Source organism: Paenibacillus sp. RU5M (genome assembly GCF_900221055.1).
In the GTDB taxonomy this organism is placed as follows: Bacteria; Bacillota; Bacilli; order Paenibacillales; family Paenibacillaceae; genus Paenibacillus; species Paenibacillus marchantiae.
On record NZ_OBQM01000002.1, the window covers coordinates 332,704 to 354,459 of the forward strand.

General features: G+C 46.4%; 18 protein-coding genes. 7 read left to right on the plus strand and 11 right to left on the minus strand.

The window, feature by feature from the left end:
* The first annotated feature begins 221 nt into the window (after positions 1-221).
* Positions 222-806, plus strand: a complete 585-nt coding sequence (locus CRO25_RS07180; RefSeq protein WP_064638833.1) for an AAA family ATPase — start codon at positions 222-224, stop codon at positions 804-806.
* 176 nt (positions 807-982) lie between these two features.
* Here the strand turns inward: CRO25_RS07180 and CRO25_RS07185 are convergent, their stop codons facing one another.
* The 4 genes from CRO25_RS07185 to CRO25_RS07200 all read right to left on the minus strand — a co-directional run bounded on the left by CRO25_RS07185 (position 983) and on the right by CRO25_RS07200 (position 6,789).
* The gene (locus tag CRO25_RS07185; RefSeq protein WP_079694475.1) at positions 983-3,145 is read right to left on the minus strand and encodes a hypothetical protein; all 2,163 of its coding nucleotides are present in this window, start codon (positions 3,143-3,145) and stop codon (positions 983-985) included.
* A 310-nt stretch (positions 3,146-3,455) separates the two neighbouring features.
* Complete coding sequence (locus CRO25_RS07190) at positions 3,456-4,421, minus strand: sugar phosphate isomerase/epimerase (protein WP_079694476.1); 966 nt, start codon at positions 4,419-4,421, stop codon at positions 3,456-3,458.
* A 108-nt stretch (positions 4,422-4,529) separates the two neighbouring features.
* Positions 4,530-5,726 (minus strand): ROK family transcriptional regulator, encoded by a 1,197-nt coding sequence (locus CRO25_RS07195; RefSeq protein WP_079694477.1) that lies wholly within the window; start codon positions 5,724-5,726, stop codon positions 4,530-4,532.
* A 223-nt stretch (positions 5,727-5,949) separates the two neighbouring features.
* Positions 5,950-6,789, minus strand: a complete 840-nt coding sequence (locus CRO25_RS07200; protein ID WP_064640909.1) for a YitT family protein — start codon at positions 6,787-6,789, stop codon at positions 5,950-5,952.
* 375 nt (positions 6,790-7,164) lie between these two features.
* Here CRO25_RS07200 and CRO25_RS07205 point away from each other — a divergent pair, with 375 nt between their 5' ends.
* From CRO25_RS07205 to CRO25_RS07215, 3 genes are all read left to right on the plus strand, one after another.
* A complete protein-coding gene (locus CRO25_RS07205; RefSeq protein WP_079694478.1) occupies positions 7,165-8,223 on the plus strand; it encodes a fatty acid desaturase in 1,059 nt (352 codons plus the stop codon).
* 93 nt (positions 8,224-8,316) lie between these two features.
* Complete coding sequence (locus tag CRO25_RS07210) at positions 8,317-9,465, plus strand: sensor histidine kinase (protein ID WP_063563423.1); 1,149 nt, start codon at positions 8,317-8,319, stop codon at positions 9,463-9,465.
* The gene (locus tag CRO25_RS07215) at positions 9,462-10,061 is read left to right on the plus strand and encodes a response regulator transcription factor (protein WP_063563422.1); all 600 of its coding nucleotides are present in this window, start codon (positions 9,462-9,464) and stop codon (positions 10,059-10,061) included. The genes CRO25_RS07210 and CRO25_RS07215 overlap by 4 nt, the downstream gene beginning before the upstream one ends.
* Positions 10,062-10,208: 147 nt before the next feature.
* Here the strand turns inward: CRO25_RS07215 and CRO25_RS07220 are convergent, their stop codons facing one another.
* The 3 genes from CRO25_RS07220 to CRO25_RS07230 form a co-directional block, all read right to left on the minus strand.
* Entirely contained in the window at positions 10,209-11,117 is a 909-nt protein-coding gene (locus CRO25_RS07220; RefSeq protein ID WP_079694479.1) for a hypothetical protein, read from the minus strand.
* Positions 11,118-11,177: 60 nt separating this feature from the next.
* Positions 11,178-11,918 (minus strand): polysaccharide deacetylase family protein, encoded by a 741-nt coding sequence (locus CRO25_RS07225; protein WP_063563420.1) that lies wholly within the window; start codon positions 11,916-11,918, stop codon positions 11,178-11,180.
* Between the two features lie 395 nt (positions 11,919-12,313).
* Positions 12,314-12,817 (minus strand): ferritin, encoded by a 504-nt coding sequence (locus CRO25_RS07230; protein WP_079694480.1) that lies wholly within the window; start codon positions 12,815-12,817, stop codon positions 12,314-12,316.
* 174 nt (positions 12,818-12,991) lie between these two features.
* On the opposite strand from CRO25_RS07230, the gene CRO25_RS07235 reads away from it, so the two are divergent.
* A complete protein-coding gene (locus CRO25_RS07235) occupies positions 12,992-14,254 on the plus strand; it encodes an amino acid permease (protein ID WP_063563418.1) in 1,263 nt (420 codons plus the stop codon).
* A 55-nt stretch (positions 14,255-14,309) separates the two neighbouring features.
* Here the strand turns inward: CRO25_RS07235 and CRO25_RS07240 are convergent, their stop codons facing one another.
* Both CRO25_RS07240 and CRO25_RS07245 read right to left on the minus strand, forming a co-directional pair.
* Positions 14,310-14,432, minus strand: coding sequence for a dihydroorotate dehydrogenase (locus CRO25_RS07240; RefSeq protein ID WP_090805800.1), 123 nt, complete (start codon positions 14,430-14,432; stop codon positions 14,310-14,312).
* Between the two features lie 99 nt (positions 14,433-14,531).
* Positions 14,532-14,789, minus strand: a complete 258-nt coding sequence (locus tag CRO25_RS07245) for a YolD-like family protein (protein WP_063563416.1) — start codon at positions 14,787-14,789, stop codon at positions 14,532-14,534.
* 346 nt (positions 14,790-15,135) lie between these two features.
* Between CRO25_RS07245 and CRO25_RS07250 the strand changes: the two genes are divergently transcribed.
* Positions 15,136-16,179: a GGDEF domain-containing protein gene (locus CRO25_RS07250; protein ID WP_179132128.1), complete on the plus strand. Its 1,044-nt coding sequence runs from the start codon at positions 15,136-15,138 to the stop codon at positions 16,177-16,179.
* A 98-nt stretch (positions 16,180-16,277) separates the two neighbouring features.
* Here the strand turns inward: CRO25_RS07250 and CRO25_RS07255 are convergent, their stop codons facing one another.
* A complete protein-coding gene (locus CRO25_RS07255) occupies positions 16,278-16,799 on the minus strand; it encodes a hypothetical protein (protein WP_072732572.1) in 522 nt (173 codons plus the stop codon).
* 52 nt (positions 16,800-16,851) lie between these two features.
* Positions 16,852-18,498 carry a sensor domain-containing diguanylate cyclase gene (locus tag CRO25_RS07260; RefSeq protein WP_079694482.1) on the minus strand — a complete coding sequence of 549 codons (1,647 nt, stop codon included), beginning with the start codon at positions 18,496-18,498 and terminating at the stop codon, positions 16,852-16,854.
* Between the two features lie 303 nt (positions 18,499-18,801).
* Between CRO25_RS07260 and CRO25_RS07265 the strand changes: the two genes are divergently transcribed.
* On the plus strand, positions 18,802-21,756 hold the full coding sequence (locus CRO25_RS07265; RefSeq protein ID WP_079694483.1) for a Na+/H+ antiporter subunit A: 2,955 nt from the start codon (positions 18,802-18,804) through the stop codon (positions 21,754-21,756).

The following is a 21,756-nucleotide window of genomic DNA, read 5'->3' on the forward strand; positions in this document are numbered from 1 at the left end:
TGTACCTAATAAATCCACTTGGCTACATACATCGGAAATCTATGCATAGTAAAACTAGGTATAATATTACCTGATCCTTCCTTTTCTGTCTAGCTATCAATTGAAGACGTTTGTGATAAAATAAACAAGTCATTTCACACCTGAGGTGTCATCATGAATCTCTTATTCTTACTTAGACATTACATATTCTTTCTATCGATTATGAGGAGGCAATTCAAACCATGAGCAAACTGATTTTTTTTCTTGGCGGGGCCGGGAGTGGCAAAACAACCCTTGCCAAAGCCCTCTCGCGTAAACATAAAGCTGCTTTTTTGGATATGGATATCCTGCTGCGTCCAGCTGCTGAAGCAATAATGACCCTACAAGGACTCGATCCATCCGATCGGGATTCACCGGAATACAAACGGCTGTGCCGTGATTTGGGATACCGTATTACGATGGATGCTGCACTGGACAACGTGCAATTGGGTATCGATACCGTGGTTGTAGGACCCTTTACCAAAGAAATCGGAACTCCGGACTGGATCGAGCAGGAACTCGCACGGATTGGACGTTCCCTTGATGATACAGATGTACGTGTGGCCTATATTTATCTTGCAAATGAAGCGTTGTATCGAGAGCGGATTACAGCCAGAAAATCCCCGCTGGATGAGTGGAAGCTGGAGAACTGGGATGCCTTCACAGCTTCACTTGCCCGTAAACAAGTAGCCTGGCCCTTGCCCGCCTCAGCCGTTGCTTACATTGATAATTCAAATGAGAGCCCTGATATCGCTTTTGCTGAAGTCGAACAACGAATGTACGAATAAAATGTGTAATGGAATGGAACGACCTTCATTTTCTCCATTCAATTTCATGCTACCTATAGGCTCAGAAATATATAATCCACACCAAAAGGGGTATTTGTCATGGTTACCCGCGCAGGTCCAACGTGACAAATACCCCTTTTACAATAATCTATGACTAAACATCCGAACCTACATCGTTACAAAAACTGCTTCATAATATACTCCTGCTCCAGAGGTGTAATCACAGTGCGCTCCACGGGTGGGCCTTCTGTCAGATACTCTGCCACTTCAGCCACACGATTGGATTCCAGTTCCGCTGTAAATACGAGATTGGCCATCCCTAATGTCTCAACCAATGTTCCCCGCGCTTTAGCGTGAAGCATGAATAAGGTATATAAATCTGGTCGTTTCAACTCCGTCATTGCCCGGGCGATCAAAGCCAATTCGGCTTTGTTGTCTCCCATCGGATGATGCGCTTTAGGCTGTCTCTTTAAGCCAAGATCGCACCACAAAATGCACCGCTCCTGTACATCAATAATGGCTGGAATACAATTACGGGAATCTGCCGTCAGATCGATTCGCTCCTGCACCGTTGAAGGTTCGAACATTTCATCCGACTGTGGAACCTGACGCATCATCCAGCCAGCATAACACTCCGATAAATCCTTGATAGCATTATCCCTGAATGCGTTAACCATGATTACAATATAACGTGCCCCTAACCTAGAAACGGACGGCAAATGCAGATCCATATACTTCGCCACTCCATCCGGTGCAGTCACCATAAACCCACTATTTGCAGCTATATATTCATTCGATTTCAGAGGGGTCCGGGATGTTTGGTCCATATAACGCCAATCCTCATCATACAGTACACCCGACAGATCGGTATCCACACGTTCGATTCGCTCATCACCGCTCAGGCCTTCTCTCCACCACAGAAAAAAACGAACGGTATCTCCTGTGGGTAACGATATCCATGACGCACGCGATAGAGCTCGAAGAGATTCGCTTGCCCGGCGTTTTCCCCATGGAACTGAAAACTCTTGAAGTCTTTCATCAATGTAGACATTACCGAGTGGTGGAAGCACGGCAAACCGTTTCAACAGTGTATGCTCTACCGCCGATATCACCGCATGAACATCCTCAACGTTGAGGGACGGTAGCGGTTGAGTGGAGACATACAGATTTGCCGTGTTGCCTTTGCGGAAAAAGCTCCTCCTGACCTGAAACTCCGTCCGTGTGCTGAAATGGGCCAACACTCCAAGCAGCGCCCTTGTCGAAACCTTCTCTTCCACAGTTTCCATTTTGCCGATCACTTGCTGCACCGGAACACCGGAACGTATCATTCGGTCGAGCTGACCGACCATCTCTCCCGGGCGTTCCGCAAGCGTCTCCAGAATAAGCTGGTTATCCTTCTGTTCAAATGCCCGCTCCACTCGGCCATGAAAGGTAAGCGGTCGTTCCCCACGTCGCAACTGGTCCAGCGCCGCTATTGCCCCTGGATAACGGTGACGATATTCACCTGGATGCAGTCGCTCGGCCAATCTCTGCCAGCGCCCTTTATATCGAAACAAATCTTCCAGCGGGTTCGAAGCACCCTCCAATAAAGCAAGTATTACCCGACGTTCAGATCGAGTAAATGAACGGAAGCGGGTGTTCTCCTTCAGACTGACATCTCCATCGGAACACGCTACCGCCAGCCGCAATATATCTGTTGCCGTGCGCAAATGTCGCTGGAGTTGCTTCACCGAAGCACGCCCCGCCTTTAATAAAGCCGCGCAATAAACGGCTGCATTTTCCCTCACAGGTATTTGCCCTGCCTCTGGTTCAAATGTGGCCCAGCCTTCGTACTTTGTTGCAAACCAGGTCAACTGCTCTCTTGCAACTGGCATTAACGAAGATTTTGCTGTAAGCAGGTCCATTCCTACTTGGTAAAAATCTGCTTCACTGCCGAGATGAATCACACGCAGTCGCAGCTTGTTCAGCAGTAATATGCGCTGCTCCTGTTCTTGCTCCTTTTCAAGAAGCTGCTGTCTCCAGGAATGCATCAAAGCATTTAAATAAAATTTACTTTCCTGAATATTCATTTTCCGCTTAGGAAATTTCGGATACACGAGGATTTCCTTTAAATTGATTCCTTTCATCTTTCGAAGCTCATCTATCAATTGCTCAAACCAGAAAACGAATCTGTCACGTTCCCAGGTATTCAGCACATCTATCAGTTTCGTCGAAAACGTATATCCCAGCGATTCCAAATTTCTCAGTGCAGTCGCCAATATACGCACAGGCAGCTTGCCCTCGCGCTCTGCAATGATCACTTTCAAATTCCTGCTGAAATAGATTGAGAATAAGTCCATCACTTGTACTCTCCCACATGACGATAATATATTCAGCATTGGTATACTTGGCCTAGCTCGTGGCGGTTCTTCATATGTATAACACAGTCCAAAAAACTAAAAAAATCAGGGAAGCGGCACCCCTAATACCATTGTAAGAATTCAGAAGGAAGGGATACCATAGCCTGATTAATGCATATTATATCTTATAATTACAGATTAGAAAATATCACATCGTAAAGAGAGCGGCAGAATACCGCTTAACCCAAAAGGTAAGATTATTCTGACCGCTCTCTTTACGTTTATTTTTCACCGCTGTTCTCTTGCCAGATTATCCGTGCTGCCGTGCCGCTTGACGTCCAGCGATACGAGCTGTAATTAACTGGTGACTCTCATCAATCTCTTCCGGTGTGCAGGCTGCTTTCAACTCATATACTTTGACCGGAGAACGATCAATGATATCCAGGAATGAATCAAAAAATGCCATGTCCTTACTATGGATATAAGGACACCAATGATCCGACAAGCCTACCGTCTCATGAATATGGACCCCGACGACATGGTCGATCAATTCATTTGCTTCACGTACATTGTCATAGAGCCCCATTCGATCCATCATCATACCGTGACCAATATCGTACCACAATCCGAGTGGTGCCCCTTTCATGCTGCGGATAAGTGCGCCCGCCTCCTGCAGCGTCGGCATTTGGTAACAGCGTGATCGAGTCTCAATGCCGAAATTCACTCCGTATCCGCGCTGTTCAGACAACTCACACACTTCTTCCAGACTCTCCTGAATCCGCTTCAGGTAATGTGCGCTATTCGCCTCACGCTTCTCAATCATCTCTTGCCATAACGATTGATAGTCCGAGGAGTCCGGCCCTTGATCGTGATATATCTTTTTCAATGCTTCATCAATATTATATTCAAACGGCACCTCGCCTGGATGCACGACAACTGCCTTCGCACCATACCGGTGTGCATATTCAGCTGAACGGAGCAGCAGTTCAATGGCGCGCTTACGACGAGGCTCATCGTCGAAACCGAGCAGAACCGAGTCGGTTCCATAATCGGGATCAGCTACATGTGGAAATGTATTGTGCACACTGGATATGCCGATTTCTCCCCGTTCAATCATTGGTTCAATTGTTTGCAGCAATTCGTCCGTCACGTTATAGTTTAGCTCCACCTGTCTGAAGCCTAGGGATTTGATCTCCTCAATCATGCCCTGACCCGTAGTGTGACGTTTGATGTTCCAGCAAGTTGAAAATGAATATTCCTTTTTGTCGGTAAACATAGCTTTGTCCTCCTATATGCGATGTTCAACCCGTTCAATGTCTGATGAATCTTCTCTATTTTTAAATCAGCCTAGCTGATGTTTAATTCAAATCTCATTTTGACGCTTTTATTCCAATGCCTCATGCTGAAGATTCAACATCGTCTGTTGCAAGGCTACCTGCACTGCTCCAGTCACTACAGCCCGCTCGCCCAGCTCTGAACAGATCAGTTCAGGCTTCGCCGGGAATTGATCAGATACGATCTGTCTGAGAAACGGCAATAACACATCCCCATTTCCCCCGATACCTCCGCCAAGTACAATGAGATGGGGAGCAAGCACGACACAGATATTCCGCAGAGCCGAAGCAATCATTTGGCTGTATTGTTTCAGAATCTTCACAGCCTGCGATTCTCCACCTCGGGTAGCTTCAAACAGTTTCTCAGGAGTCAGGTGTTCACGAAGGTATTCTATACCAGAATCAGGACCCTCAAGAAGACTGGCATCCAACTGACGCTTGGCCAGTTCCATCAGACCTTCCGCTGACAAAACATCCTCCAATCGACGCCCCTCTTCCAACAACATCTCCGCGAGCTCGCCTGTCAAACCGCCCATGCCTCGTAGCAATTGCCCGTTCACCATGATGCCTGCACCCGTTCCAGTACCGATGGAGAAAAACACAAATAGATTGGAATCCGCTGCTGCTCCACCCCTGTACTCCCCCAGTGCAGCCAGGTTCACATCGTTCTCCAGGATCACTTCACACGGGAAGGCTCCCGACAATGATTCAAGCGAGAGCAACTTTTCCAATCCCTCTAACGGGGTAACGATTCGATCAATATCACCAGAGTCCGGCAGTACAACACCTGGAATGCCAAAACCAATACATTGGATCTGATCCCAATTCAATTGATTTTCCGTCAGTAATTCATCCATATGGCTTCGAAGCACATCAAGGATTGCCGACCTTGCTCGATCACCGCTTTGGACCGATAATGTTGGATACGTTCTGTAATCCATAATCTCACCATTCAGATCAGAGAGTGCAATCCGAATTCGGGTTGCCTCAATATCAATGCCACAGACATAATAAGCTGTTTCATTGAATCGAATGAGTGTTGCTTTGCGACCCTGGGCATTGTCGGCTCTGCCGGTTTCCAGCACCAGATTTCGTTCAATCAGATGTTCAATCGCCGACGACACCGTAGGTTTGCTGAGTCCGGTCTGACGACTGATATCTGCCCTGGACATCGCACCAGTTGCGATCAGCGCATCCATAATCAAATTCTCGTTCAGATTGCGGATATACTGCGGTGTGCCAGCCATTTTATCGCCTCCTTTTATAGTTAGTTAAGTTTCTTAACGAATTAAATTTAATATATCATCGGCTTTAAAACGTGTACAGCTTTTTGTCTGTATCGGATGATATGATTTCAAAATCAAGGCCTGATCTCATCGTAATCATTCAATTTCGACTTTACATTATGTAAATCAAAAAAGCCGCAGTGATAAACACCGCAGCTCCTTACTTCCTTATATATACGTTTCATTACGATTTGGACAATTCAATGAATCCTTCACCAAATACGTCACGCACATCATGGATCGTTATGAAAGCAATTTCGTCCTCCGCTCGCACAATCTTCTTCAGCATCGGAACTTCTTGTTTGCTAATGACAATATATAAGATCTCTTTCGGGTTCTTCGTATAGTAGCCATGACCAGACAAGACGGTAACTCCCCGATCCATCTTCTCAATGACCTGTTGAGCAATGGCATCCTGTTTGGTAGATATAATCGTAACTGCTTTTTTCGGATTGAGCCCTTCAATAATAAACTCCATCGTTTTGGTTCCGACGAACAACATGACAATCGTACACATCAAACCTTGCGGCCCTATAATGAAGAAAGACGAGAACGCCACGATCAGATCGAAGAATAACAGTCCATAACTGATGTTCCAATCCAGATATTTATTGGCAAGCCGGGCCAGAATAACGGTGCCCGCCGTTGTGCCGCCTACTCTAACAATCATGCCGATACCCAGACCGGCAAATAATCCACCAAAAATAGTATTGATCCAGAGCTCGTCCGATGCGATCGTCCAGCTCTCGGTTAGGTGCAGGAACAGCGAGTTAAATACCACCGCAATAATGGTATACACCGTTGTCGTTCTGTCCAGAAATTTGTACCCCACAAGTAGCAAAATACCATTCAGGAGCAAGTTCATCAGTCCAGGAGACCATTCAAAGAGGTAATACAAAATAATTGTAATCCCTGTAACGCCGCCTTCAGCCAGATCATTCGGGATGACGAACAGGTTTACTGCAAGTGCAAACAGAAATGCACCCGCCATAATAAATAGAATATCCGTTATTCTTTTCTTCATCATGCACTCCATCCAATCCATCAGAAAATCAACCTATCAACCAATTTCATAAGTTGTCATAACCACTCAATGATAGATTCTACCATGCCCGGCACAAAATTTGTATACATAATACAAATTGTTGCGCAAATTGTACAAAGGAATCTAAAAATACTGTTTTTCAGGCTCTACAAAGCAGGTTTGCTTCATCTACCCATGACAAATGTCATGGGTCATCATTGATATTCATCATTACAGTGTACTGACGTTTATGACTTACTGCACTGGACGCATTCTTATACAATGATAAAAACGCCTCACTTGGAGACATCTTCCCAGGAAGCGTTAGGTTAGAACTGATTACAGTTATTGACCATTGAAGGAGGACGTAAGTCTATGAGCAGAACCAAAGAAATGGCCCTTAAAAAAGAAGTGACCCCTTATGAGAAAAATAATCTTCGCCTGAGTATCCAACAATTAGTGAATTCCATACTACCACTATTATTATTATGGGCCGCAGCGTACTATAGCCTGTCCGTGTCCTACTGGCTGACATTTCCGATTGCCCTCGTAGCCTCGGGGTTTGTACTTAGAACGTTTATCATCTTCCACGACTGCTGTCATGGTTCATTCTTCAAAAGCAAACGTGCCAACGACATTCTCGGTACGATTACAGGTGTATTAACCCTCACACCTTACCTGCAATGGAAAAATGAGCATTCCATTCATCACGCCACCAGCGGCAATCTGGATAAACGTGGAGTTGGCGATATCTGGGTGATGACGGTTGAGGAATATAAAGCCGCTTCCCCTTGGGGTCGTCTATTCTATCGGATTTATCGTAATCCGTTTGTCATGTTCGGTATTGGGCCCATTTATGTATTCCTGTTCGCCTACCGTTTTAACCGTAAAGGTGCAAGACGCAAAGAACGCATGAATACTCACCTGACTACAGTGTTGATCGTAGCTCTTTATGCCTCCATGTGCTGGTTAATCGGCTGGCAGGCTTTTGTCCTGGTGCAGGCACCCGTCTTTTTCTTCTCTGGCTTCTTCGGCATCTGGCTGTTCTACGTACAGCATCAATTTGAAGATACGTACTTTGAGAATGAAGATGAATGGAGTTATGTGAAGGCTGCTGTTGAAGGTAGTTCATATTACAAATTGCCTAAACTGTTGCAGTGGATCAGCGGCAATATCGGGTTCCACCATGTGCATCACTTGAGCCCACGTGTACCTAACTATTACTTGGAAGAAGCACATAATGCAACACCACCATTGCAGAATGCAACAACGATTACGCTACGTTCCAGTCTGGCTGCCCTGCGCTTCCGTCTATGGGACGAAGAATCCAAGCGTTTTATTAGCTTCGGCGAGATCAAAACGTTATCCCGCAAGCCTTACGTTCAACCGCCTATTCGAGTAAACAACCAAGCGGGTCTGACAGAGAAGCCTTAACTCTGTCGGATTCGTTTTCTTGTATTCAGGCTAAAGTCATGCTACAGTCAGGCTAAGTTTGAGTACAATGCAAGTCCGAGGAGGAGAATTTTCATTCAAAAGTGGATGCAGCTCTTTTATAAAAATACAGGTTTAAATCCATATGTATGGCTCGTCTTTTTCATCCTGCCCTTCTATTATATTTCACAATATTCCAAATTGTGGCCCATGGTTGCGGGAATCTTCATCATTCTGTTCTTCTTTGTTTGCTATCTGCTTGCCTTCATCACAAAGGGCTGGCAGGTGTATATGTGGATTGGGCTGCTGATCGCCATATCAATTACGATGACCATCGCTTATGATTATGCCTATTTCTCATTGTTTCTTGCTTTTTTTATTGGGAATATTAAAAATAAAGCCGGCTTTTTCACCCTCTATTCGGTGAACCTGGCAGCCAGTTTTCTAACCATTAATTATAGCTTCATCAAGCAGAGCACCCTACTGCTCAGTCAGTTTCCGTTTGTATTCATTAGTCTCATGGCATCCATTCTGCTTCCGATCAGTACGTATAACAAAAATAAGCGTGAACAGTTGGAAGGCCAGCTGGAGAATGCCAACAAACGGCTGGATGATCTGGTGAAAATGGAAGAGCGGCAACGTATCGCACGCGATCTGCACGATACACTTGGACAAAAGCTCTCTCTCATCGGTCTGAAAACCGATCTAGCGAAGCGTCTGCTCCGCATGAATCCTGATCAAGCCGAGATTGAGCTGAACGATCTGAGACAGACGGCAAGTACGGCCCTGAAGGAAGTCCGGGAAATGGTAACGACCATGCGTGGTACACAGCTGGTGGATGAACTGTTCCGTGCCGAACAGATTTTGAAGGCCGCTTCCATTGAATTTGTACTGGAAGGCAATCCGAAGTTGCAGGATACGTCACAACTAAATGAAAATGTACTCGGCATGTGTCTGAAAGAAGCCGTTACGAATGTCGTAAAACACAGTCAGGCAACGGTATGCACCATCCGAATCGAGGAAACACTGTCCGATAATATAGTAACGGTTCAGGATAACGGAGTTGGAATCGAACGTACCCGCAAGCAAGAACGGCGCGGTACCGGAATCTTGGGAATGAAAGAACGACTTGAATTTGTGAACGGTTGTCTGGATATTCGTTCCGGAGCAAACATGGAAGGTACAGGCATTGTCATCCATGTTCCCAAGCTGGTCCGCAAACCGATAAAGGAGGTTGAACAATGATCAGGATCGTAATCGCCGAAGACCAGCGTATGATGCTGGGGGCCTTGTCTTCCCTACTCAATCTGGAAGAGGATATGGAAGTGGTAGGTCGTGCAAGCAATGGACAGGAAGCTCTTTCTCTCGTCAGGGAGCTTACACCAGACATCTGTCTGATGGACATTGAAATGCCCGTCAAAAGTGGCCTGGAGGCCGCTGAGGAACTGAAAGGTATGAGCTGTAAAGTCATTATTTTGACAACCTTTGCCCGGACCGGATATTTTGAACGTGCTTTGAAAGGCGGTGTACGCGGTTATCTGTTAAAGGATAGCCCGATCGAGGAACTGGCCGAATCAATCCGTCAGGTCATGAATGGGAGACGTATTTTTGCACCCGATCTGGTGGACGAGGCTTATGTACAGGAGAACCCGCTGACCGAACGTGAAAATGCCGTTCTCGGCCTGATGGCAGACGGTAAAAATACAAAGGAAATAGCCGGACATTTATTTATTACTACCGGTACGGTGCGAAATTACATCTCTATTATCCTCAACAAGTTAAATGCAAGTAACCGCATTGAAGCCATCACTCGTTCCAAAGAAAAAGGGTGGTTTAAATGAAAGTACCGCTTTAACCCAATGAAACATAAATAAGCAAGGTACACCTTCCCATCGGTGCACCTTGCTTATACAAGGATAGGCTGGCCTGGAGTACTCACTCCGGTCCAGCCTATTTCCTTTTGGAACCTATTTTAGTTCCATACTATACTATTTTACAGAAACAACCATGCCCAAAGCTTCCAGTGGCACCTGCTCGGTCTGGAGCTGATGAATCTGCTTGCCATCTTGCCAGGAGATCGTTACATTAACGCTTTTACCACCGCTTGGGTACTGCACGTTCACGAATCCTTTATCCTTTGGTGCAGGCAGTGTATGGGATTCCAAGTATTCCACCATTCTCTTCGCAATCCCCGGATTATTCATGTTATCTTGGGAAACGGATCGAATTTGAAGCGTCCATCTACCTTCTGTCCATGTCAGATACTGACTGCCCGCCGCGCCTTCAGCCACACCCTTGATGTCATGTCCCAGATCCACCGTCATGTCCTCAGGAATGTCTTTCAAATCTGTCTCAGGGAAAATATCCGTACTGTTCGGGTCTTTATACGTCTTCACTTCATAGGATGCCAGAACAGGTACCTTGCTGCCAGAGGCCGTCAACGAAGCATCGTTAACCGCAACAGACTGGTCAGTGGAATAAAAGTTAATGTGGAACGCATCTGAAGTATTCGATGTGATCGCTGCAGTCAGATGTTTTCCCTTTTCCAAGGGAAATGAAGTAGGTAACGAAGCGTTATTCATCTTCAGCTGACTGCGAATGTCCTTAATGACATCGTTCGCACTTTTCTGGGTTTGATCGTTACTGCCCGTTTCCGAATTTGATGTCCCGCTTCCCGCAGAACCTTCCGTCCCCGTTGTTTCCGTTGTATCTGTTCCGCTATCTTTCGTTCCATTGGAGAAATCGGCTCCTCCACTGCCTGACTGAGCCTGTTCACCAGCCGCGGGGGACGTGTTGTCCACTGATGATGGTTTGGTATCCTGACCACCACACCCCGCAAGAGCAAGCAGCACTGCTGTTGTCACAGGAATCGTCATCCATAATTTAGGTTTGCTCATGTTGTTGTCCTCCTTGAAGCCGTTATTGGAATCAGCTTACATTGTTGTCTCGCCTGAATTTTAACGTTTGTCATTCCAGAAATTCACGGGCTGCACTTTCTTGGTCAGCACTTCAAACTGGTAGCCTTCTGCTTTCAGTGTTTTTAACACTTGCGGAAGTACTTTCAATGTCGCTTCCTGGTCGTGCATCAGGACCACAGGGGTGGTTCCGCTCTTTTGCACATTATGAATCTGCTTCATCACACTGTTGTAGACTTTCTGGTGATCCTTCTTGTATTTCCAATCTTCGGAGTCAACATTCCAATCCCACAGATGGAATCCACCCTGACCCAGTAGAACATTGCGATATGCCGGTTTGAGATACGGTTTGCTGCCGTATGGAGTACGAACGAGACTGGTTTTGACACCTGCCACTTTATTCAAGCTTTCATTGGCCTGCTGCATTTCTTTCAAGCCGCTGTATGCGGATTTATAAAATTTACCGGGAACATGCGTTACGCCGTGTAAGCCCAGTCCATGTCCATCTGCAACAATACGCTTGGTGGCCTTCTGAAACTTCTCCATCTGAGGTCCAAGCATGAAGAATGTCGCCTTGGCATTGTACTGATCCAGAATATCCAGTAATTGTCCCGTGTGGGCGGTCGGCCCATCATCGAAAGTTAGATATATGATCTTGGAGCTCGCTTTATTTCCAGCATTCTTGGATGCGGATGATGTAGCTGAAGCCGACTGCGGCAATAGCAATGGAATGATCAATAGAATAGCAAGTGCGGTGATGAATGTTTTACGAATATGTAGCATAATAAAAGTCTCCCTTATGTCTTGTATTTCCCCGGGTGTCTATGTTTCTCTCATTGCAGCCCTTGGCGATAATCCTAATACTATCAAAAAGAGTGCGTCCCATTCTCGCTTCAAATGCTACGTTCGAGTTACACTTTTGTCAGATTACCCAAAAAAATAAAACGAATTTGATAGATTTGCTCGAAAAAAAACATCCGTCGGGATAGATCAATGTTGACATATATTCTATTAACCCAAATTGTGGTTTCTGATAGATTCATTTCTGGAATTTATATGAAGAGAGCAAAGAATCTTAAAATGGTATAACAAAAAAGCCTGCCCGAGAGCAGACTTTTCATATGTAGATCGATTTTCTTGTCGTTCGGATCAATCCTGTTGCTTTGCTTAGTCCCCTCTTACTCCGAAGGAGCTGTAAATGAACGTTTACCAAATTCGGCGTCCAGCATGTAGAAAGCATTGCTATCTTTTTCGATACGGCGCAACTTCTGGATGATATTATCAAACAGAGCTTCCTCTTCGACTTGCTCATCGATGAACCACTTCAGGAAATACATCGTGGCATGTTCACGCTCATTCAGGGCAATGTCAGCCAGATTGTAGAATTTCTTCGTGTTTTGCTGCTCGTGTGCATATCCGTGTTCAAACACATCCAGCATTGAAGAATATTCATTCTTCGGCTCTGGCAATGCAGCAAGAGTAGCGCGTTGTCCGCGGTCATTCAGGAATTTGTATATTTTCATGGCGTGGAACCGCTCTTCCTCTGCTTGTACGATGAAGAAGTTGGCAAATCCGTCCAAGCTTTCGCTGGAACAGTATGCGGCCATCGCCTGATATACGTGAGCCGAATAAAATTCGAAGTTCATCTGTTCGTTCAAAGCTTCTGTCAACTCTTTACTCATTAGGGATACACCTCAATCTTTCTCTAGGGATAGTTTTATTTTATCATAACGTCCGCACGACCGATATCGAAATTTCTACAAAATTCGCCAATGACTGATTGCATCTCTTCCTATATAATTACATAGTTCTCGCTCTAAAATCATTTCTTTCTGGAAGGTAGGCCATTTTATTTCATGAACACATCTTCTTCGCAGCTCAAAAAAACGATAGGTATGCCGCAAGCTGTTGCGCTTTATATAAGTGCAGTTCTCGGTTCAGGTGTCCTGATTGTACCCGGACTTGCTGCCGAACTGGCAGGACCAGCTTCACTTCTCGCCTGGGGAGGCATGGTGCTGCTGATTCTCCCACTCGCCCTATCCATGGGATTACTCTCAGCCCGATACCCGGACGCAGGCGGTGTATCCCATTTCGTCACCCTCGCTTTCGGACAACGGGCAGGAGCCGTGGTTGGCTGGTTCTTTCTAATGTCCGTTCCCATCGGTGCTCCCGTGGCTGCCCTTACAGGTGCAGGCTACATGACGGCTGCGCTGGGACTCGGGGAAGGATATAGAACAGCGATTGCCGCCCTCATGCTGGCGGCTGGACTGATCATTAACATCGTGGGCATGCAGGTTGCCGGAAAGGTACAGATTGGCGTTGTGCTAGCGATTATTATCGTGCTAGTCATGGCATTTGTATTTGCTATTCCGAATATGCAATCCATACATTTCACACCATTTATGCCAAGTGGTTGGGTCAGCGTGGGTCAGGCTGGGGCCATTCTGTTCTGGTGTTTTATCGGTTGGGAAGCTGTATCTCACCTGTCTGAAGAATTTACTGATCCACGCAAGGCAGCTATCAAAGGCGTAACCATTGCTGCCATCATTGTAGGTGTGCTCTATTTCCTGACTGCACTGGCGACAGTCGGAACCCAAAGCTATCTTCATGGCGGAGCTGATGTCTCTCTCGTATGGATCATTAGTCAGGCTCTCGGTTCCTGGGGTGGATTACTTGCTGGGCTAACTGGCATATTCATTTGCACCGCTACGGTCATTGCGTATGCTGGTGCCGCATCCCGTGTCGCCTATGCACTGGCAAGACAAGGATCCGCCCCGCAATGGATGTCCCGCTTATCCAGTCGGTACCATACACCAATTGCTGCAATCGGCTTCCTGGCCATCTGCTTCACTCTCGTGTTAGGCATATACGGATCAGGTCTGGTGTCACTCACCACACTTATTCAGTTGCCTAATGCAACGTTCATTCTCACCTATCTTGGTGGTTGCGCAGCCGGAATACGCTTACTCAAGGGAAGTCGCACTGGGGTAACCATCAGTTGGATTTCCTTTGTGGCGACAGCCATTGTGTTCCCTTTTGCCGGGTGGGCCGTTCTCTACCCTGTGGTGATCGTCGTTCTGTACGGACTTCTCAGCCGCAAACGACAACACAAAATATAAACAAAAAAAGCTCTGCCGCGATGGCAGAGCTTCCTTTATTCATCTGGAATAATAATTATACCAGGAATGCTTTGGAGATGATAACCAACAGGATAAACAAAACCAGAATGGCACCTACAGAAGTAAAACCTCCGTATCCGTAGCCTCCTCTTGCTTCTCCACCTAATACTTCGCTCATTGACCGTACCTCCTCTGCAACAGGTATGGGTTATCTTATGCAGGGAGAATGGATTTGACAGGGCGGATGCCCTGATTCAGATCCTGTTTATCATCTTTTTCAAAACCGTGGAGAATCAATGCGCATAATATCCAGGAACGGCACTTTGGCCGTAAATTCTTCCTCTGTATACTCCACATGCACTAGCCGGGTACGTGAGTCCAACTTCACAATCACCCCATGAACCTGATCTTCCTTGCCCCATACGGTCAGCAACACTTCCGAACGTTCTTGATACGCCTCAACCAGTTGGTTCCCCAGCTCTTCCAGTTCAAACTCATCCCGGGTAGGTCTTTTTGCAACTTTTGCTTTTGCCAATGTAGCGGCCTCCTCTATAGCTAATCCGACACCCGAATCCACGGGTTATTTGCCGAGGTCATATTTAATTAGTATACCATTCATTCACCTTCGTGTAATGCCATGTCACAGAAATCAAGCAAAGAATTCATCGTTGATAACACGTTATTACATGTTAGATAAGTTTTCATATAACAAATTAAATGATTTGCGTTTCGTGCAATGTGTTTTATAATTAACGTATACGAGAGCACGTCTGTCGTATCATTATGATGCAGTCAGCGGTGATATATTGAAGAGTCCCCATTCACACAGCAACCATATCCCAACCGAGTACGAATTCAAGCATTCCAAATGGATCAAAAAAATGCTTCGCGCTTACTGGGTCGTCGTTTTAACGCATGTTGTCATTCAAATAGGCTGCTTTCTGTTTCTGAATTATGATCGCACTCCGGAAGACTTCATGATCCATGTATTATTTTTGCCTACATTAGCCAGCGCTTTCGCCATTCTGATCGCCAGTTGGGTGGAACGCCGTTTCAGTTCGTTCTCCTTCTATTCCATGTCCGTGGCCAGCACAGTGATTGCCTGGACCATCATACGTGTCAATTACGACATTCGCATTATACTGGCCATATGTCTGTTGCCGATCTTTGCTTCGGTACTGTTTTTCAACAAGAAACGGGTATGGACGGTATGCCTCATGCAGATGATTGGCTATGTCATCGTACTCTGCGACCCAGCCTATCGGCTGTACTTATCTTCGTTTGATATGGTTTCCATTCCGGCTTTTCTCATTGTAGGTACATATGTTGCACAATTGATTGTTACGAGCGGCGTCGAGGTACTGGATGATCTTCAGGCCAGTATGCTTGCCAAGCAGGATCTGATTGTGCGAAACGCAATTATGAGCAAGCAGTCCAAGACAGACGGGTTAACCAATCTGTATAATCAAAGCTCCTTTAAGGACTACTATGAAAAAGCGTTTGAGTATGCCAATAATGGCATGAGTCTACATTTAGCTCTGATTGATATTGACAACTTCAAGTCAATTAATGATACATATGGGCATCGGGTGGGAGATACCATTCTGGAGAGAGTCTCTCTGGTCATTCAGGAGAACATCACATCAAGCGATATCGCGGCGCGTTATGGTGGAGAAGAGTTTGCACTGTTAATGTTTGAGCAACCCTTCGAGCAGGCTTATGCCTTGGTGGAGCAGATCCGCAAAAAAATTGCTCGTCTCGTTCATCTGGAGCTTGAAGGGCAATATATTACGGTAAGTGTCGGACTTAAAAGCTACAGCGCTCATCTGTCCAAGGACAAGCTGTTTGAGGAAGTGGATGCATGTCTCTATGCCGCCAAACGAACGGGGAAAAATAAAACGATGACGTCCCTTGATCTGGTTTAATCCTCCAAAAAAACGCAAAAAAGTATTGCTGTTCACCGGGAATCCGGCTGTACAGCACTACTTTTTTTAACGCTAATCGTCACTCCGAATATATTGGTTCACTCTGCCCATTCCCAGCGATGTGCATTTTGCTCCAGCTTCGGGTGGAGCTTAACGGCATCTCCATCAATAATCAGACGTACTTCCTTAATCCAATCTTTGAACGAATCAAATGATGCGAACTGATTCGCCATCTCTACAGTGAGGTACAGGAAATGGGGAGCGGGATACTCTTCTGCTATATGACGCAGGGCTGCTTCGATCGGCGTATACTTCTTTCTCTTGCCTTCCCAGCCTTCCACCCGTATGCGGGAGGATGCATACTCCCTTCTCCAGTCATGAAGACGGTCTTCCCTTTTGTAAAAAGGCTGCACACCATCCTTGCTCATTCTCTTCACTGTATTCTCATGCAGCGGATAGAGCACAAGTTGCACAAAAGAACGTGTGTCCGCAATAGCAGCGGCGCGTTCAAGCTGTTGATCCGTTACGTGTTCAAATGAATCATAGAAAATCAGCGTGCCTTTCCGGGTAGCCGGGGGCGGTTCATAACCATAGGGTACATTGGTATATTTTCCAGACATCTCATCGCTCCTTGCCTGTATGCGGATCAGTTAACTCTTACTTAATATTATATTATTCTCTAACTGTGTTCTTCAATTCTGGATAGAATGTCATTCTATTTTTGCCCGCACGTTTCGATTCATACAGCGCCTCATCTGCCATGCGGATAATTTCACTCGGATTGCCACTGTTCGTAGGATACTCAGCTCCTCCAATGCTGCATCCAATATGAATTCGCTCATATTCAATAATAAACGGCTTATTCAGGCTCTGGATGATATCTTCTGCATAGGTACGAGCTTCTTCTCTTGGATTGCTTCCCACAGAGCGGAGCACAATGAGGAACTCATCTCCACCAAGCCTTACCGTGATGCCCTTTTCATGACTGAGACTGGTCAAACGCTGAGCCACTTTCTTCAGCAGAATATCTCCGGTCTGATGCCCAAGCGTATCATTCACACTTTTGAATCCATCCAGATCAAGGTAAAGGAACGTTAACGTGTGATTCTCACTTTCCATCTCCAAGGATTCTTCCAGATAGAATTCGAGTGCTGTTCGGTTTGGCAGTCCGGTCAATTGGTCGTAATGGGCCAGATTCTGCATAACAACCAGTTCCGAATCTTTATTCGTTAGCGAAGTCAACATATCTCCCAGTGAACGTGACAGTACTTCGATTTCCCTAAAGCCTCGATTTTCTGGAATCTGTACTTGCTCTCCAGCACCAAGCCGATTCGCCACTTGAGTTAGCCCTGCAATCGGGGCCGAGATCTGGCGGGAGATCAGCCAGCCAATCAGTGCAAATAGCACCGTAACCGAGAGCCCTGCCCACACATTGAACCAAAGCATGTCGGTCACGGAAGCAAACGCCGCTGACTTGAGCTGACGAATAACCACCGTCCACCCCAGACCCGGATAGTCCAAATGCCCTTGGCTAGTAGCAAATCCTGTTACATATTCTTTTCCATCCGGCCATTCTTCTATGGACCAGCTGCTTTTGTTCAGTCTTGCCCCTTCAATGCCCGATAGCTTTAAAGGACGACCAATCCATTCTTTTGGACCAAGCAGCACCGTATTTTCCTTTTGACTGACAATAAACATCTCGATGTCCTTTTCCTCATGTTTCAGCGGCTCCAGGACACTTTCCTCCATTTCCTTCGCCCAGGCCCAGCTCAAATGTGCGGCAAGCACGCCAGCAATCTCTCCGTTCTTGTATTTCACCGGAAAGCTGATATCAACAAATTGCAGTGGTTCGCCGGTTGGGTTCGGAAGCAGCTTCGCCAGAAGGACTGCATCATGGACATCTCCGATAAATTTACCCTTGATTCCCTCCTGATACACAGGTCGTTCCGATAAATTTTCACCACGCAATATGCCTTCTGTGGAAGCCAGCACTTTTCCTTCGGGATTCATGAATCCAACCCATGAGAATGTGGGAAAGCTATCTTGAAGCTGATTCAGCAGCATCTGCATTTCGGCAGGCTCGAAGCGGTCCTCTAGAGCAATCATTCGGCCCAGAAGATCCAATTCTCCTGAACGCGACCACATGAAGCGATCCAGCTTGTCTGAAGTCTGAGAAGCCGTGCTGATGAGGGCATGACCAATCTCCGTTTCGACAGCTATGGATGATTTTTGACTTAGAATATAACCAATCGTGAGTGTAACCAACAGGGATAACACAGCGAAGGTCATGGTGAGAACAGTTTTAAGCTTGAATGACATAACTTCCTCCAATAAACGGTGAAACCAGCTTGCTTTTTTCAACATCATTCATGCTGTTAAGAACTACGGGATGTCACCTATTCGTTTTCATCTTTATCGGAAATAATGTCTTTTTTCATTATACATTTCCATACAATATGGGAACGCTATTCGCATCGTGTTTCTTCCATTCAAAGAATAGTCACGATTCTGTATATACATACTTGGGTTATGAATATAGAGAGCAAGCATGCTCACAGAGCCATATGAGCACGGTTTGCCACAACAAAGAGCATTAGAAATTCAGTCATTGGGGGTGTAATGTTGAGCCTGCTTCATGTTGCTGTGATTCTGCCTTTTGCCGCTGGTATTGTACTTGCCATGCTGCATCGTTTCTTCCGTAAAATACATATGGGATGGCTGGTTTTACTTGTCCCGGCCCTATTATTTGTTTATTTTGCGAGCCTCGTACCCGCCGTGTCTCAGCGCAATACGGTATCTGGGTATATCCCCTGGATTCCGTCACTGGACATTGGATTTAATCTATATCTTGATGGTCTAAGTTTGCTGCTGACATTGTTAATCACCGGTGTAGGAACACTGGTGGTGCTCTACTCCATTTTCTACATGGATACCAAAGAAGCCTTAAACCGCTTTTATTTGTATCTACTGATGTTTATGGGAGCCATGCTTGGCGTGGTGCTGTCAGACAATATGATTGTGTTGTATGGATTCTGGGAGTTGACCAGTATTACGTCCTTTCTCCTGATCGCTTTTCACTACAAACGTAAAGAATCCACCTCAGGCGCACAGAAATCGTTCCTCATTACCGTATTTGGCGGATTCGCCATGCTTGCCGGATTCATGCTGATGTATCTCATGACAGGCACGTTCAGCATCCGTGCAACCATTACGGAATGGGGACAGATTCAGGATAGTGCACTATTCTTGCCCGCTCTTGTGCTGATTCTGATCGGTGCTTTTACGAAATCGGCGCAGTTCCCGTTCCACATATGGCTGCCTGACGCCATGGAAGCTCCAACACCGGTTAGCGCCTATCTGCATTCGGCGACCATGGTCAAGGCGGGACTGTATGTCGTCGCCCGGTTTACACCCATCTTTGGTGGACAGGGATTATGGTTCTGGCTTGTCACCGGGGTTGGACTGCTCACCCTGTGTTATGGATCATTCCTTGCCGTGAAAAAAAATGACCTTAAGGCGATCCTGGCCTACTCTACCATCTCACAGCTTGGTTTAATCATGTCCCTGCTCGGCGTTGGCTCGGCGGCTATCTATTTCGGATATGGCGAATCCTCCGCGATGTACACGGTTGCCATTACGGCAGCACTGCTTCATCTGTTCAATCACGCTACCTTCAAAGCGGCACTGTTCATGGTCGTTGGCATTGTGGATCATGAGACAGGCACGCGGGATATAAGGAAACTCGGCGGACTTGCTTCATTTATGCCAGTGACCTTTACGGTAGCGCTCGTCGGAGCACTCGCCATGGCCGGAATTCCGCCGTTTAACGGATTTCTGAGCAAGGAGCTGTTCTTCCAGGCTATGGTGGAAGTAACACACCTTCGCATCTTTGGACTCGGATCATGGAGTATACTCTTGCCTGTGTTCGCCTGGCTCGCAAGTGTGTTCACTCTGATCTATGCGCTTATTATTGTGTTCAAAACGTTCCTTGGTCGCACCCGCAGCGAGATCCCTGCCGAGAAGCTGCATGAAGCTCCCGTTGGCATGTTAATTCCTCCGGTTATTCTCGGGATACTCGTGATCATATTCGGTCTATTCCCGAATCTGCTGGCTGGATCATTAATTGAACCGGCGATGGCTGCTGTACTTCCATCACTGTTGAACGGAAATGAACACTTTGATGTTCACTTCTCTCTATGGCATGGCATCACACCAGAATTAATCATGACCATTGGTGTAATCGCCCTCGGTATTACATTGTACAAACTGCTGCCGCGCTGGAGAACGATTTATGAGCATTACCCACAAGGGTTAACGATAAACAATATGTACCATGTCGTACTCGATAACCTTCAGCATTATGCACGCAAATGGACGGAAGCCTATATGAATGGCTCGGTTCGTAACTACCTGGTATACATTTTCTCGTTCACCGTTGCATTGCTGGTTTATGCTTTTTTCCGCTCGGGGGAAAATATCACCTGGAATTTCAAGGGCAACGCCCCTTTTTCTTTCTATGAAGCAGTACTGCTCCTCGCACTGATTGCATCAGCGGTTTCGATCCCTTTTGCCAAGAACAGACTATCCGCAGTCATTATGACAGGCGCAGTGGGTTACCTCGTCACATTACTGTTCGTGCTGTTCCGAGCGCCGGATCTGGCATTGACCCAGATGATTGTCGAAACGGTATCCGTTGCACTGTTTCTGCTCTGCTTCTATCATCTGCCTGAACTGCAACGAGGCAAATCAAGCCGCAGCTATCTTAGTGTAAATATGATTGTTGCCATTGCCGTAGGCGTGGTCATGACCTTTGTTGCATTAGCTGCGAGCGGAACCGCGTCACTCGAGAGCATTTCGGACTTTTTCATTCAGGAAAGTTACAATCTGGCTGGCGGCAAAAATGTCGTCAACGTGTTGCTGGTGGACTTCCGTGGTTTTGATACCTTACTGGAGATTATGGTACTTGGGGTAGCTTCGTTGTCCATCTACTCCATGATTAATCTGAATCTTGAAGCGAGGGACCTTGGCGCAAGACTGAAATTCCGCAAGAAAGAACAGACTGAAGAAACGGATGAAGATACGGATGACAAAGCGGACAATACGAAAAAGTATGGCAACCGTGAACGTAGCTCATCAACCTGGGATACCGTACCACTGCAAAGCAACGATGTGTTGTTGCAAACAACGACCAAGGTTGTTGTCTTTATCATTCTGACCTTCGCGCTGCATCTGTTCTTCGCAGGACATCATAACCCGGGTGGCGGGTTCATTGGCGGTCTGGTGACCGCCGCTGGTCTCGTGTTAATTGCGCTGGCGTTCAGTACAGATACTGTACGTAAAGCGTTACCTATCGATTTTCGCACCTTGACAGCCATCGGGCTGGGCATTGCCTTATTGACTGGAGCAGGCTCGTTTTTGTTCGGCGTACCCTTCCTGAGTCAGACCTTTGGTTATTTCGATCTTCCGATACTCGGAGAAACAGAACTTGCAACCGCGATGCTGTTCGACCTCGGCGTATATCTCGCCGTCCTGGGAGTCACCATGAATATCATTCTACAGATCGGGGAGGATCGCTGA